This window comes from Allobosea sp. GW821-FHT03A12 (genome assembly GCF_058986765.1).
The window spans coordinates 13,943-29,165 of sequence record NZ_JBYSVZ010000007.1 but is presented as its reverse complement, the minus strand read 5'-3'; the positions used below and the strand labels follow the sequence as shown (position 1 = coordinate 29,165).

Annotated in this window: 8 protein-coding genes and 1 tRNA gene; all 9 read left to right on the top strand. The window is 69.8% G+C overall.

Going from position 1 to position 15,223, the window contains the following annotated elements; genetic code table 11:
• Window positions 1–13: 13 nt before the first annotated feature.
• Window positions 14–2,233: a tetratricopeptide repeat protein gene (locus AC3WLC_RS25295; RefSeq protein ID WP_493686674.1), complete on the top strand. Its 2,220-nt coding sequence runs from the start codon at window positions 14–16 to the stop codon at window positions 2,231–2,233.
• A gap of 158 nt (window positions 2,234–2,391) precedes the next feature.
• The gene (locus AC3WLC_RS25290; protein WP_493686673.1) at window positions 2,392–3,669 is read left to right on the top strand and encodes a solute carrier family 23 protein; all 1,278 of its coding nucleotides are present in this window, start codon (window positions 2,392–2,394) and stop codon (window positions 3,667–3,669) included.
• Between the two features lie 194 nt (window positions 3,670–3,863).
• Window positions 3,864–3,939 (top strand) — tRNA-Lys (locus AC3WLC_RS25285).
• 416 nt (window positions 3,940–4,355) lie between these two features.
• A complete protein-coding gene (locus tag AC3WLC_RS25280; protein ID WP_493686672.1) occupies window positions 4,356–5,228 on the top strand; it encodes an undecaprenyl-diphosphate phosphatase in 873 nt (290 codons plus the stop codon).
• A gap of 28 nt (window positions 5,229–5,256) precedes the next feature.
• Window positions 5,257–5,628, top strand: a complete 372-nt coding sequence (locus tag AC3WLC_RS25275) for a hypothetical protein (protein ID WP_493686671.1) — start codon at window positions 5,257–5,259, stop codon at window positions 5,626–5,628.
• On the top strand, window positions 5,625–6,116 hold the full coding sequence (locus AC3WLC_RS25270) for a TRAP transporter small permease subunit (RefSeq protein WP_493686670.1): 492 nt from the start codon (window positions 5,625–5,627) through the stop codon (window positions 6,114–6,116). Before AC3WLC_RS25275 ends, AC3WLC_RS25270 begins: the two co-directional genes overlap by 4 nt.
• A complete protein-coding gene (locus AC3WLC_RS25265) occupies window positions 6,113–7,534 on the top strand; it encodes a TRAP transporter large permease subunit (protein ID WP_493686669.1) in 1,422 nt (473 codons plus the stop codon). The genes AC3WLC_RS25270 and AC3WLC_RS25265 overlap by 4 nt, the downstream gene beginning before the upstream one ends.
• Window positions 7,535–7,699: 165 nt before the next feature.
• Complete coding sequence (locus AC3WLC_RS25260; protein WP_493686668.1) at window positions 7,700–9,319, top strand: GMC family oxidoreductase; 1,620 nt, start codon at window positions 7,700–7,702, stop codon at window positions 9,317–9,319.
• A gap of 654 nt (window positions 9,320–9,973) precedes the next feature.
• Window positions 9,974–15,109 carry an autotransporter domain-containing protein gene (locus tag AC3WLC_RS25255; RefSeq protein WP_493686667.1) on the top strand — a complete coding sequence of 1,712 codons (5,136 nt, stop codon included), beginning with the start codon at window positions 9,974–9,976 and terminating at the stop codon, window positions 15,107–15,109.
• The last annotated feature ends 114 nt before the right edge of the window (window positions 15,110–15,223 follow it).

Below are 15,223 nucleotides of genomic sequence, written 5' to 3'. Positions count from 1 at the left end.
CGAGACGTTCTTGATGAAGCTGCTGCGCCTTTTCTCGGTCAGCGCATTTGCCATGTTGGCTGCCTGGCCCGCCGTGGCCTATGCGCCTGCCGCGCTGCCCGAGCGGGCGGAGCGAGCCCAGGAACGCCTGCGCGTCTGCATGGGCGCGATCGAGGCCGGCGGCGCCGAACGGCGGGCAGCCTGTGACGAGAGCCTGACCGGCGAGTTCAACCGCGCCGTTCGCGCCGATCTGCTCGCCAGCCGCGGCTGGATCTCCGAGGCCGAGAACGCCCTCGACGCGGCGTTGCGCGATTTCGATGCGGCGCTCAAGGCGGTGCCGAATCATCTCGCTGCCCTGCGCGGCCGGGCGCACGCCTTGTCCGAGCTCGGCCGGCATGCCGAGGCGGCGGCGCTGATCGAACGGGCGATGGTCCTCGGCGGGCGCGCGACGCTGCTGGCCGACCGGGCGCTGCTGCGCGAGCGCGCCGGCAACATCGCGGGAGCGCGGGCCGATCTCGACGATGCCATCGCCCTCGATCCCTCCAATAGCTGGGCGCGCGGCACGCGCGGGCGGTTCCGGCAGGACGAGGGCGAGCACGAGGCGGCGCTGGCCGATCTCGACGCCGCCCTGGCGCTGGAGCCGGAGGTTACCTCCTATCATTACCGGCGCGGGCTCTCGCTCGTCGCATTGGCGCGGCCGCGCGAGGCCATCGCTGCCTTCGACGCCGCCCTGCGGCTGGAGCCGACCGTCGTGCAGGTCTGGCTGGAGCGCGGACGGGCCTTCGAGGCGCTCGGCCATGACGGGCCGGCGCTGGCCAGCTATGAGCGGGCGCTGCGCTTCGATAGCCGGCACGAGACGTCGCTGTCCCGGCGTGCCTTCCTCCTGCAGCGGATGGGCCGTGTCGAGGAGGCGATCGCGGCCTATGACCGTTTGCTGGCGGTCCAGCCCAGCGCTGCCTTCGGCCTCAACAACCGCGCCGGCCTGCTTGCCGGGCTCGGTCGCCGCGAGGAGGCGCTTGGTGATCTCGACCGCGTCATCGCGCTCGTTCCCGGCGACGGCAATGCCCTGCGCAACCGCGCGCAGCTCCTGCTGCAGCTCGGCCGCAACGACAAGGCGCTGCGCGATCTCGACCGGGCCGGGCCGGGGCACGATGCCGGCGCCTGGCATGGCATGCGCGGCGATGCGCTGCTGGCGCTTGGCCGGCCGGTTCCGGCGCTGGCGGCCTATCGCGCCGCGCTCGCCTTGAAGCCGCAGGATCGCGCCACGCTGTTCGGCTTCGGCCTGGCGCAGGAGGTTCGCGGCGATCGCAGCGCGGCGGCGGCTGCCTATGGCGCGCTGCTTGCGGTCGATCCGGAGCATGAGGGGGCGCTCGAACGGCGTGAGGAACTGCTGCCGGCGCTCGGCCGCTCGATCGAGGTCTGGCCGGCGCGCCTCGCCGGGCTGTGGCGGAGCGCAGGCGACAGCTATGAGCGGGAGCGTGCCGCGCTGCAGAGCGCCTATCGCGCGTTGCGGCCGCAGCCGCAGATGGCTTCGGCGCCCCTGCCAGTCCCGCCCAATCCGCTAGCGGCGCTCGATGCGGCGCTGGCGCTCGACGTCTTCGACGTGCCGCGCCTGGTCCGGCGGGCGCAGTTCAGCATCGGCCAGCCGCAGCGCGAGGCACAGGCGCGGGCCGATCTCGCCGTTGCCCTGCTGCTCGAGCCGGAGAACCCGGCGGCTTTGGTGCAGCGCGCCCGGCTGAATTTCCGCGACGGTGCCTTCATCGCGGCGCAGGCCGATGCGGATGCGGCGTTGCGCGGCGAGCCGCGTTCGATCGAGGCGCTGTTCCAGCGGGCGAGGGCGCTGACGGCGCGCGGGCAGCTCAGCGCCGCGCTCAAGGCCTATGACGATCTCGTCGCGGTTGCGCCGGCCAATGCCGCGGCGCTGCTCAACCGGGCGCTGCTGCTGCAGCATGCGCGCGAATACGAGCGGGCGCTGGCCGATCTCGACGCCGCGGTCGCGGCCAACCGGGCCGATCCCGACGGCTGGGTGGCGCGCGCTGCGCTGCGGACGGCGCTCGGCCAGACCGATGCTGCGATCGCCGATTTCGACCGGGCGCTGTCGCTCGATGCCCGGCTCGGCCAGGCCTGGTACGGTCGCGCCTTGGCGCATCAGCGCCGTGGCGACGTAAACGAGGCGGCGGCCGACTTCGCCAAGGCGAAGGCGCTCGACGCACAGGCCGAGGAGCGTTACCGCGCCTTTGGCGTGGCACCCTGAGGCGCTTCGGCCTGGAGATGAGAACCGGCTTTCAACAGGGTTCTGCGTCCTAGCGCGCTGTTTGCGGTGGACGGCGTGGGGCGCTCGCTTGGCGCAGGCCCGATTCTTGCCACTATTGCCTCCCGGTGCGCGCAGGCGCGTTGGCTGGGAGCGGCGAGATGGCTGGCTATTTTCCGAACTGGACGCTGAAGACCTCCGGCGACGTGATGCCGGACGAACGCCTGCCGACCGGGCAGACGATCATCGCCGGCCTGCAGCATGTCGTCGCCATGTTCGGCTCGACGGTGCTGGCGCCGATCCTGATGGGCTTCGACCCGAACGTCGCGATCTTCTTCTCCGGTATCGCGACGCTGCTGTTCTTCGTGATCACCGGCGGGCGGCTGCCGAGCTATCTCGGCTCCTCCTTCGCCTTCATCGGCGTCGTCATCGCCGCAACCGGCTATGCCGGCTCCGGCCCGAACGCCAATTTGCCGGTCGCGCTCGGCGGCATCATCGCCTGCGGCGCGGTCTATGCCGCGATCGGCATCCTGGTGCAGGGCATCGGCACGCGCTGGATCGAGACCTTGCTACCGCCGGTGGTGACCGGCGCGGTCGTCGCCGCAATCGGCCTCAACCTGACGGCGGTCGCGATCAGCATGATCTCGGCGAGCCCCTACACCAAATGGATCGCGCTGTTCACCGTGGTCGCGGTGGCGCTGGTCGCCGTCTACGGGCGCGGTCTGGCGCAGCGCCTGCCGGTGCTGATCGGCGGGCTCGCCGCCTATATCCTCTACGCCGCGACGGCGACCAGCTTCGGCGCGCCGCCGGTCGATTTCGGCAAGGTCGCGGCGGCCGCCTGGTTCGGCCTGCCGAACTTCGTCGCGCCGGTGTTCGATTCGAAGGCGATCGCGCTGATCGTGCCGGTCGCGATCATCCTGGTCGCGGAGAATCTCGGGCACATCAAGGCGATCTCGGTGATGACCGGGCGCAATCTCGACGGGCTGATCGGGCGCGGCTTCTTCGCTGACGGCCTGGGCACGATGATCGCGGGCTCGGGCGGCGGCCCCGGCGTCACGACTTACGCCGAGAACATGGGCGTGATGGCGGTGACGCGGGTTTATTCGACGCTGGTCTTCGTCGCTGCCGGCGTGGTTGCGCTGCTGCTCGGCTTCTCGCCGAAATTCGGCGCGGTGATCGGCACGATTCCCGTGGCGGTGCTCGGCGGCCTCGCCGTCGTCGTCTTCGGCCTGATCGCCGCGACCGCCGGCCGGATCTGGGTCGAGAACAAGGTCGACTTCGCGCAGCCGAAGAATCTGCTGACGGTGGCGACCGCGCTGATTCTCGGCGCCGGCGATCTCAAGCTGCCGATCTTCGGTTACGAGCTCGGCGGGATCGGCACGGCGACCTTCGCCGCGATCGCGCTCTACCATTTGCTCAACCGCCGCGCAGCGACCTGAAAACCCCGCAAAAACGGCCTGCCACGCGCCGTGCGGCAGGCTTTTCCAAGGCTTGCCACGAGGCGGCGCAGAGTTCTCCAAAACGAGTTTGCATATTTCTGTCGTAAACGGGTGGACAGGGGCGGGGGTGTTTGCTACATCGCCGCCCGTCGGGACGCGGTCCACGCCTCGCCGACGACGTCTTCGTGGCGTATGGGTGATTAGCTCAGTTGGTAGAGCAGCTGACTCTTAATCAGCGGGTCGTAGGTTCGAGCCCTACATCACCCACCACGACATCAAGCACTTGACGGTAGCAGGTTGAGACGAGGCGCGAATACGGCGCCTTTTTTCGCGTTCCAAAACTCCCGAACTCCCATGAAAGCCGATTCGCTGATTGCGTAACGGGTCGCTGCTTGCCGCCGCATCCAGTCGTCTGCGTGTATCCGTACCGCGGCCGGCCTTGCGGGAACCCGACTCGACAATCCAGCAGGCCGGATCAGCTCGCTTCACAGATTGAGCGGAGCTGCAAACTTTGGAGCGCGGTCGAGGCCTTGGACTGCGCGCCTGCGAGCGCGGATCGGCGCAAGGCACTCTCAAAGGCCCCAAAACAGCCGTTCTGGCGCGGGTCCTGACGCATCGGGCCGCGCCTGCTTCTCTGGAATGCTTCGTGCTTGGCGCGCGGCAGCTTTCTCACGAGATCCATCGTTATGGCCGCAGCTTGTTCCGCCGGACTCGATACCGGCTTCGCCACGCTCGATGTCGGGCAAGTCATCGTGCTCGGGCTGGTGCAGGGGATCACCGAGCTGCTGCCGATCTCCTCGACGGCGCATATGCGGGTGGTGCCGGCGCTGCTGGGCTGGCCCGATCCCGGCTCGGCTTTCTCGGCGCTGATGCAGCTCGCCGCGCTGGCGGCCGTGATCAGCTATTTCAGGCGCGATGTCGGGAGCATGGCGGGCGGGGCCATCGACGCGCTCCGGACCCGCCAGTTCACGACGGGGCCGGGCCGGCTGGCCTTCGGCGTCGTGCTCGCGACGATCCCGATCGTGCTGGCCGGCGTAGCACTGGCGCCGCTGCTCAACCGCTGCGGCTCGCCCTTGCGCTCGCTCGGCGTGATCGGCGCGGCTTCGCTGGTGATGGCGCTGCTGCTCGCGGCGACGGAGTGGTTCGCGAGCCATCGCCGGACGGCGGAGCAGGCTGGTATCCGGGACTACCTGCTGATCGGCCTGGCGCAGGTCGGCGCGCTGATTCCCGGCGTCTCGCGCTCCGGCTCGACCCTGACTGCCGGGATGGGGCTCGGCTTCAAGCGGGCCGAGGCGGCACGGCTGTCCTTCCTGCTGGGCCTGCCCGCCATCGCCCTGGCGGGGCTGAAGGAGGCCTGGGAGATCGCCCGGGCCGGGCTGGACGCCCATGCCGTGGCCCTGCTCGCCGTCGGCCTGCTCGCGGGCTCGCTGGCGTCATTCGCGGCGATCTGGGGGCTGATGCGCTATCTCGAGAGGATGTCGAGCTGGGTCTTCGTCGTCTATCGCGCCGGGATGGGCATTTTCCTGCTCTGGGCCGTCGCGACCGGCTGGCTCTCCTAGAGCGCGCTCCCGGAGAGGCATCAGAGGCATGAGCATCCGGGCGAAACGGTTGCGCGAGGGCGGCTTGCACAGGCTCGCGAGGCTCGCGCTTCTTCTCTTGTGCGTATCGGCACGGCCAGCGCTGCCGGCTTCGGCGGCGGATTGGCGCTATTGCTATGCGGGCTCGGACCGGGAGCATCGCTTCTATGTGTCGCGGCCCTTTCCGGCCGGTGCGTCCGTGGACGCCATCGAACAGCAATGGATCGCCTGGCTGGCACGGCAGGCCTTGCGCTACGAGACGACCGGATGCCCGCGCGGAGCCGATAGCGCTGCGGTTGAGGCCGCGCTTGGATCGGCCATTCGCTACAATGCCCGCCAGGGCCGCCATGCCAGCGAACTCGACTGGCAGCCCACGCCATGACGCGTCTCTCGCAAGCTCTCATCGACGCGCTCGACCAAAGCCTTGGAGCGATCTGCCTGGCGGCCCGCTGGCTGGCCTTGCCGCTGGTGCTCCTGCTCTTCCTGCAATGGCCGCTGCGCGATCTTGTCAAGGGCTGGTCGCGGGAGGCCAACGATCTCGGCCAATGCGTCTTTGCGCTCTATGTCGCGGTGTCGCTGACGGCGGCCACGCGCTCCGGCGCCCATCTGGCGAGCGACGCTCTGGCGCACCGGCACGGGCAGAGGCTGCGGCGGGCCCTGGAGATCGGCCTGATCGCGTTCGGACTCTTACCCTGGTCGCTGTTTCTGCTGATCGTCGGCTGGCCGGCTTTGCTGGCCAGCCTCCGGGTCTTCGAATCCTTCCCGGATACCGGCAATCCCGGCTATTTTCTCATTCGCGCCTCGGGCTTCATCCTGGCGGGGCTCGTCTTCGCGTCCGGCCTGCTCGGCCTGCTGCGGAGGCGCCTGTGAGCCAGTGGATCGGCCTTGCCATGCTCGCCGGCGTCGCGCTGGGCGCGATCGCGACGGGGCTGCCCGTCTGGGGCGTGCTGATCAGCCTCGCCACGCTCGGAGCCGCCGCGTCGGTGGCGCTCGATCCGTCCAGCGCGGCGCTGCTTGCGGCGCTGCCCAGCCGGATCGTCGGATTGCTGGAATCGGACCTGCTGCAGGCGATGCCGCTGTTCGTCTTCATGGGGGCGCTGCTGAACCGGCTGCCGCTGGCGCGGATCCTGTTCCGGGCGGCGTTGCGCCCCTTCGGCGGCGCCCGCGGAGCGACCCTGGCGCTCGGCGCCATATTGGGGCCGATGAACGGTTCCGTCAGCGCCAATGCGATCGCACTGACGCGCGCGATCGAACCGGCGCTGGCCGAGCAGGAGGTGGCGCCGGCCGAGAGCATCGCCCTGCTGACGGTCGCCAGCACGCTTGGCGTGCTCGTGCCGCCTTCGCTGGTGCTGATCCTGCTCGGCGATGCGATGATGGCGGCCCATACCATCGCCCTCAACGCGACCGGCCGGGTCGATCGCATCGTCAACACGCAGGACGTCTTTCGCGGCGCCATGCTGCCGGCGGGGCTGTTTCTGGCAGCCTGCCTGGTCCTGGCGTTCCTGCGCCGGGACCGTGGCCGGCGCCTGCCTATGCCGGCACTTGGCGAAGCCGTTCTGGCGCTCCTCGCCGTCGGCTTCATCGGCGGGCTGCTTGTCGGCGTCGCGCTCGGCTATTTCTATGCGGTCGAAGCGGCGGCGATGGGAGCCGTCGGCCTGCTGGCCGCGGGCCTGCTGAGCCGCCAGCTCGACCTTGCACGCCTGAAGGCGGTTCTCGACGACACGCTGGCGATGACCGGCGCGTTGATGGCCCTGCTGGTGGCGGCGACGACCTTCACCCTCGTCTTCCGCATCCTCGGAAGCGACCGGCTCGTCGCGAGCTGGATGGAGGCCGTGCCCGGCGGCCCTCTCGGTATTCTCGGCGCAGGTCTCGGCCTGATCTTTCTGGCAGCCTTCGTTCTCGATGCCTTCGAGATCATCTTCGTGCTGGTGCCGATCCTGCTGCCGCCGATCCTGATGCGGGTCGAGGATGCGCAATGGGTCGCGGTGCTGACCCTGCTCGTCCTGCAGACCAGCTTCCTGCTGCCGCCGCTCGGCTATGCGCTGACGATGACGCGGGCGGCGGCGACCCGGCGCGCGCCGCTGCGGGCCGCGATGGCGGCGCTCGCCCCCTTCATCCTCGTGCAGCTGCTGGTGACGACGGCGGTGATCTGCTGGCCGCGCCTGGCCCATCTCGGACAATCGCCAGCACCGGTCGCGGCCGCACCCTCCGAAGCCGACATCACACGGCGTCTCGGCGAAATTGCGCCTCCTGCCGGCCTGCTGGAGATCGGGCCGCCGAAATTCTGAAGAGGGTGGCAAGGCGGACGCGGCTGCAAGCCTGTGATGGCCTCTTGCGCCTTCATAGCCGTTCCGCGCAGTCGCCCATCTGCCATTGCGGCTCGGCGCGCGTTGCCGACACTGGATCGCCGCTCTATCCCTGACGAGAGAACAGGCGAAGAGGGCAGGGCGACCATGGCCGGCGAGACCAGCATCGGCAGCTTCGACTACGTCATCATCGGCGCCGGCTCGGCCGGCTGCGTGCTGGCCAACCGGCTCTCGGCCGATCGCCGCCGCAAGGTGCTGATCGTCGAGGCCGGCGGCAAGGACGACTGGATCTGGTTCCACATCCCGGTCGGCTATCTCTACGCCATCGGCAATCCGCGCGCCGACTGGCTGTTCGAGACCGAGGTCGAGGCCGGGCTCGGCGGGCGTGTCCTCGCCTATCCGCGTGGCAAGGTCGTCGGCGGCTGCTCGGCGATCAACGCGATGATCTACATGCGCGGCCAGGCGGCCGACTATGACGGCTGGCGCCAGCAAGGCCTGACCGGCTGGGGCTGGGACGACGTGCTGCCGCTCTTCCTCAAGCATGAGGACCATATCGCTCCGGAGGGACGCTTCCATCGCGCCGGCGGGGAGATGCGCGTCGAGCATCCGCGCGTGCGCTGGGACATCCTCGATGCGGTGCGCGACGCGGCCGAGGCGGCCGGCATCCGCAAGATCGACGACTTTAACACCGGCGACAATGAGGGCTCGTCCTATTTCCAGGTCACCCAGAAGCGCGGCCGGCGTTTCAGCGCGGCGCGTGCCTTCCTGGAGCCGGCGCTCGACCGCGACAACCTCAGGGTCGAGCTCGGCTGCATGGTCGAGCGCATCGTCGTCGAGGACGGCCGGACGACGGGCGTCGTGCTGACGCGCAATGGCGAGCGCTATCTCGCCGAGGTTTCGGGCGAGGTGCTGCTCAGCGCCGGCTCCGTCGGCTCGCCCGCCATCCTCGAGCGCTCCGGCATCGGCGACGGCGAGCGGCTGCGCGGGCTCGGCATCGAAACCGTCCGGCATGCCCCTGGCGTCGGCGAGAACCTGCAGGACCATCTGCAGCTGCGGCCGATCTACAAGGTCGAGGGCGTGCGCACGCTCAACACCGACTATGCCAAGCTCTGGCGCCGGCCCTTGATGGCGCTGGAGTATGCGGCGCGCCGCACCGGCCCCTTGACCATGGCACCCTCGCAGATGGGCGCCTTCGCCAGGTCGGCGCCGCATTACGCGACCGCCAATCTCGAGTTCCACTTCCAGCCGCTCTCACTCGACAAATGGGGCGACGGGCTGCACCCGTTCGGCGCCTTCACCGCGAGCGTCTGCAATCTGCGCCCGTCGAGTCGCGGCAGCGTCCACCTCAAATCAGCCGATCCGGCCGCCGCGCCTGCGATCGCGCCGAACTACCTTTCGACGGAGGAGGACCGGCAGGTCGCGGTCGATGCGCTGAAGCTCGCCCGCCGCATCGTCGCGCAGCCGCCGCTGGCGCGCTTCAAGCCGCAGGAGCATCTGCCGGGGCCGGGCTATGAGAGCGACGAGGCGCTGGCCGAGGTCGCCGGGCGGATCGGCACCACGATCTTCCATCCGGTCGGCACGGTGAAGATGGGCCGCGAGGACGACGCCATGGCGGTGCTCGACGAGCGCCTGCGCCTGCGTGGCGTCACGGGCCTTCGCGTCATCGACGCCTCGGTGATGCCGGCGATCACCTCCGGCAATACCGCCGCGCCGAGCATGATGATCGGCGAGAAGGGCGCGCAGATGGTGCGCGAGGACGCGCGCTAGCGCCGATGGCCTCGCCGGCCCGAGCCGCGAGGGTCTGAAAGGCGAGCGCAAGCCCAAGGGGGGCGCGGGGTCGGTCGCGGCAGCGTTCTGCCGCTGTGTCGAATGTCGATGTCGAGTGTCGAAGCGGCCAACTGCTCGCCGCTGCCGAACCCCGCGCGCGATTCTCTTCAAGGAACCTCGCCGTGCCTTCAGGTCGGGCAGGACCTGGCTTCGCCCGGCGCGGTCCCTCCGCCATTCCAGCCCGCGACGGCTGTTCAAGACGGACACCGCTCTCCCGCCCGGCCGCACGATGCCTCGCGACAGCCCCCTTGGTCGGACGGGACGCGGCGAGAATAACGCAGGTTTCGGGAGCGGGGATTGATTGCGGTGTTGTCCCCGCGACGCTGACGGGCATGTCCTTGACGTTGGGGCAATATCCCTGTGTTGTCGGATGGGGGATTGGTCGAAACATGATGACGGAATCGCGGCCGAGTCGACATCTGCTTTCGATGGCGGAAAGCGACTTTGCGTGACGGGCAATCACCATGATCCGAGGCGGCGGATACGAGTGCTGCGACAACTCTGCAACAGAGTGCCGTTGCTGACGGATGTGAACGGCTGTTCATAGCCGGCGGGAGTACTGCGCGGTATCATTTCGATTGGTTGGGGGACTTCGTGACATCCGCGCTCTTTGCCGAGGCTGAGAAGCCGAGCCGTATGCGGCTTGCTGCGCGCCTGCGCATGGGGACCGCGCTTGCGTTGCTCGCCGTGACGTTCACGGCCGTGGCAGCAGGGCCGGCCATGGCGGGTGGCGGCGCTGGCGGCGGCGGCTCCCTCGGTGGCCTCGACAATCCCGATAGCGCCGGCAATGCGGGCGCCAACGGCACCGGCAACGTTGGTGGCGCCGGCGGCGGCGCCGGCCTGAGCGGCGGCGCCGGTGGTAGCAGCGCCGGCGCCGCCGGCGGTCAGGGCGGGCTGAACCCGGGAGATCCCGGCAGCCAAGGGTCCAACGGCTCGGTCGGTGCCGGCGGTGGTGGCGGTGCCCATGGCAGCGTCGGCGCAGCGGTGCCGGGCGGGTTCAAGCAAGGCGGCGCTGGCGGCCGCGGCGGGCATTCTGTGGGCGGCGGCGGCGGTGGCGGCGGTGGCGCCGGCGGCTGGGGAGCCGTGATCACCGGCACGGGAGCGCTCGGCTCGCTGACCGGCGCAGGCGGCGACGCGGCGACCGGCGGAGCCGGTGGCCGCGGTGGCTCTGCTGCCGGCGGCCCGGGTGGCGGTGGCGGCAGCGGCGGTCACGGTCTGGTGGTGACCGGCGGAGCCGGAACGTCATTGGCTGTCGACGGCATGATTCAAGGCGGCGTCGGCGGGGAGGGCGGTAGTTCCAGCGGTATTTCTGGTGGCAGCGGTGGGGCCGGCGGGGCAGGCCTGTTCCTGAGCGACGCCTCGACGGTCACCATCAACGCCGGCACCTCCGGCGGCACTGGCGGAGCAGGGGGAGCGGCCTTTGGCGGCGCGGGAACCGGTGGCGCGGGCGGTGCGGGCGGTGCCGGCGTGAACGCCAGCAATGGCGCGACGATTATTGTCAATGCGACGGTTCGCGGTGGCCTCGGGGGCGATGGCGGTTTCGGGACCGTCGCTTCGGGCGCTCGCGGCGCGGACGGAGCGGGCATCGCCGGCAGCAACCTCAGCATCACCCTCGGCGCGACCGGCTCGATCACCGATGCCGATGGCGCCGGCGGCCTTGCCGGCAACGCTCTTCAGTTGAGCGGCAACAGCAGGCTGAGCGTCGCGGCGGCCGGCACCGCCAGCATCATCGGCAATATCGACATCGCCAGCGGCACGCTGACGCTCGACCAGGCCAGTGGCGTCAACGTCACGATCGCCAATGCCATCACCGGCGGAGGCGCGCTCGCCAAGGCTGGCGCGGGCATGGTCATCCTCACGGGGACGAGCACCTACACCGGCGGCACGACGCTCACCGCCGGCACGCTCTCGATCTCTTCGGACGCCAATCTCGGCGACGCATCGGGCAGTGTCACCTTCGCCGGAACCAGCACCTTGCAGGTGACGGGAAGCTTCTCGACTGCACGGGCAGTGGCGCTCAACGCCAACGGCACGGTCGAGGTGACCGCCGGCCAGACCTTCACCATGGCTGGTACCATCTTCAGCGCCGGCAGCCTGACCAAGACCGGTAGCGGCACGCTGACGCTGACCGGCACCAATTTCTACACCGGCGGCACGACGATCTCGGCCGGCACGGTGTCGGTCTCGTCCAACGCCAATCTCGGAGCGTCCAGCACCACGATCACGTTGAACAACTCCACCATCGTCGGCGGCGCGGGCACCGGGGCGGATGCGGTGCTGCGCACGACCGCGAGCTTCTCCAGCAATCGCAATGTCGCTTTCAGCAATGGCGGTGGGCGGATCGAGACCGCGACTGGCACGACGCTGACCCTCAGCGGTTCGATCATTACCGGCGGCAGCGCCAGCTTCATCAAGCAGGGCGCCGGCACGCTCGTGCTGACCGGCGACAGCTCGGCCGGCTACAATGGCCGCACCTGGGTCAACGACGGCACGCTGCGGATCGAGGGCGGCGGCAAGCTCGGCAGCAACAGTGCCGGCGGGCAGGCCTATATCAGCAACGGCGCGACCGCGATCGTCACCGGCGTAGGCTCGAGCTGGGAGACCTTCGGCCAGATGCGGGTCGGCGAGCACGGCTCCGGCACGCTGCGCATCGAGAATGGCGGCTCAGTGACGACCGGCGGCGGCGGGGGCACGGTCGGCATCGTCGGCGGCGGCGGCGACAGCTCGGTTACGATCAGCGGCAGCGGTTCGCAATGGGTCGGCAACGGCACGCAGGTCTATATCGGCCACTCCAATGCCGGCTCGCTGACGCTCTCCGACGGCGGCAAGTTCGAGCTCACCGGCGCCAGCTCGGTCCTGCAGGCCGGCCTCGTCGGCGGCAGCGCCGGCGGTACGATCAATATCGGCGCGGCCGAGGGCAGCGCGGCCACGGCGGCCGGCGAGCTCGTCGTCGAGACCGTCTCCCTGAACACCAGCGCCAGCAAGCTCGTCTTCAACCACACCAATGTCGGCTATGCGTTTTCCGCCGACATCACCGGCCTCGGCTCGGTGCGCCAGCTCGCCGGCATTACCGTTCTGACCAGCAACAACAACGATTATTCCGGGCAGACTCAGGTCCTAGGTGGCCGGCTCGTCGCCGGCAGCTCGGGCGCCTTCTCGGCAAACTCGGATTATACGGTCGCCACCGGCGCCGTGCTCGAAGTGGCCGGTGGTTTCGGGACGGTTGCGACTGTCGGCTCGCTCTCGGGAGCCGGCTTCGTCCGGATCGGCGTCGACGAGACGCTGATCACCGGGACCACCAACCAGACCGCCACCTTCTCGGGAACCTTCCTCGGTGACGGCTCGCTCGAATTCGAAGGTTCGGGCACGCAAATCTACACCGGAACCGGCACGCTCGGTGGCGGTCTCTCGATCTGCGCCTGCAGCACCGGCTCTTTCATCGTCCGCGGCGGCTCGCTGACACTCGGCATGGATATCCAGGTCTCGGGCGGCACGCTGGTGGTCGACCAGGGCGGCAAGCTCGACAACGGCCCAGCGACCTTCGTGGTGACGTCGAGCGCCTTCGCGAGCTCGGCCGTCCGCATCGACGGCGCAGGGACAACGGTGACCACCGGCTCGGCCTTGGTCATCGGCTTCGTCGAAAAGGCCGAGGTCACGATCTCGGGCGGCGGCAACCTGGTCGGCGCCGGCGGCGCGGCGGTCATGAGCGCCGGTGACGGCACCGCGACTGCGGTTGTAACCGGAGTAGGCTCGCGCTGGAGCATCGCTGGCGGCGGTCTTTCGATCGGTAGCCTGGATGGGACCGGCCAGGCCTCGGTCGCTGTCGCGGAGGGCGGCGCACTGGCCATCGCCTCGGGCGATCTCGGTATCGATGCGGAAGGCACGCTCCGGATCGGCACAGGCGGCGGAGCGGGTAAGGTCACGCTCGCGGCCGGCGCGATCCTGAATGACGGTGCGATCGTCGCCGACTTCACCGACGGCGCGACGCTGGCGGCCGCGATCGACGGCACGGGCACGCTGACCAAGCGCGGCTCCGGCACGCTGAGCCTGACCGGCACCAGCACCTATACCGGTGGCACCAAGGTTTCCGGCGGCAAGCTGGTGGTGAACGGCTCGATCGCGAGCTCGGTGGTGACGCTCGATGGCGGTGTGCTCGGCGGCTCGGGCACGGTCGGCGGCATCGTCACCAACGCAGGCGCGACGGTGGCGCCGGGCAACTCGATCGGCACCTTGACCGTCTCCGGCAATGTCGCCTTCGCGACCGGCTCGACCTATCAGGTCGAGGTCAATGCCGCCGGCCAGGGCGACAGGATCGTCGCCTCGGGCAGCGCGGCGATCTGGGGCGGGACGGTGCAGGTGCTGGCCGAGAACGGCAATTACGCGGCGGCGACCACCTACACCATCCTGACCGCCACGGGGGGCGTGACCGGCCAGTTCTCGAGCGTGACCTCGAACCTCGCCTTCCTGACGCCGTCGCTGGCCTATGACAGCCAGAACGTCCGGCTGACGATGACGCGGAACGACAATTCCTTCGGCCCGGACAATGGCGGCTCCACCCCTAGCCCCAGCACGGGTGGCACTTATATCGCCGCGAGCCGCAACCAGGGCTTCATCGCGATTGCGGCGGAACGGCTCGGCGTCGGCAATCCGATCTATGACACGCTGATCTCGGGGACGGCGGCCGAGGCGCGGGCCGGCTTCGACCTGCTCTCGGGTGAGGCCCATGCGCAAGCCGTCAGCGTGATGATCGACGAGAGCCGGCTGGTGCGCGACACCATTTTGGGCCATCTGCGCGGCCCGCTGCTGACGCAGGCGCCCGGTCAGGTCGCCGCGAGCTTCTCGACCGACCTGCCGGGCCGCAAGGGGGCGGTGACGATGCCGGCCCCGGTGCCGCAGCCGCGCTATGCCTTCTGGGGCACGGCTTTCGGCAGCACCGGCAACACCGACGCCGACGGCAATGCCGCGAGCCTCAACCGTCGCAGCGGCGGCGCCCTGCTCGGCGCGGATGTCATGCTCTATGAGGCGCCCGGCTCGTCGCTCAAAGTCGGCGTCGCCGGCGGCTACAGCCAGTCCCGCTTCGATCTCGATGCCCGGCTGTCCTCAGGCAGGCTCGAGAGCGGCCATGCCGCGCTCTATGCCGGCGCACGCTTCGGCAATCTCCGCTTCGATGCCGGTGCGGCTTACTCCTGGTCGGAGAGCGACATCCGCCGCCAGGTCCAGATCCGCGGCTTCGGCGATCTCTTGCGCCTGCAGCGTCCGGGTTCGGTGACACAGGGCTTTGCCGAACTCGGCTATGCCTTCGCCTTCAGCGGCGTCGCGCTGGAGCCCTTCGCCCAGTTGGCGCTGATCCGCGTCAGCACCGATGCCGGCACCGAACGTGGCGGGGCGGCGGCTCTGCGCGTGCTCTCCTCCGACCAGACGCTCGGCTTCACCACGCTGGGTCTCAGGGCCGAGGCGCAGCTCGGGGCGATGCCGCTGTTCGCCCGGGCCATGCTCGGCTGGCGCCATGGTTTTGGCGAGCTGACGCCGCAGGCCCGCACCGCCTTCGTCGCCGGCACCACCCCAGCCACGGTCTTCGCGGCCCGCATCGACCGCGAGGCACTCGTCGCCGAGGCTGGCCTCGACTGGCGCATCTCCCAGGCTACCGCCCTCGGCCTCACCTACTCGGCGGCCATCGGCGAACGCTCCAGAGACCACGCCCTCAAGGGCAGGGTCGAGATGCGCTTCTGAGGAACGGGAGCAGGCCAGCGCCAGAGATCAATCCAAGGCGCCCGGCACTCGCCCCACAACAAAAAGCCCGGCCGAACGGCCGGGCTTCGTCTTTTAGCGAACCAGGCCTTTAAC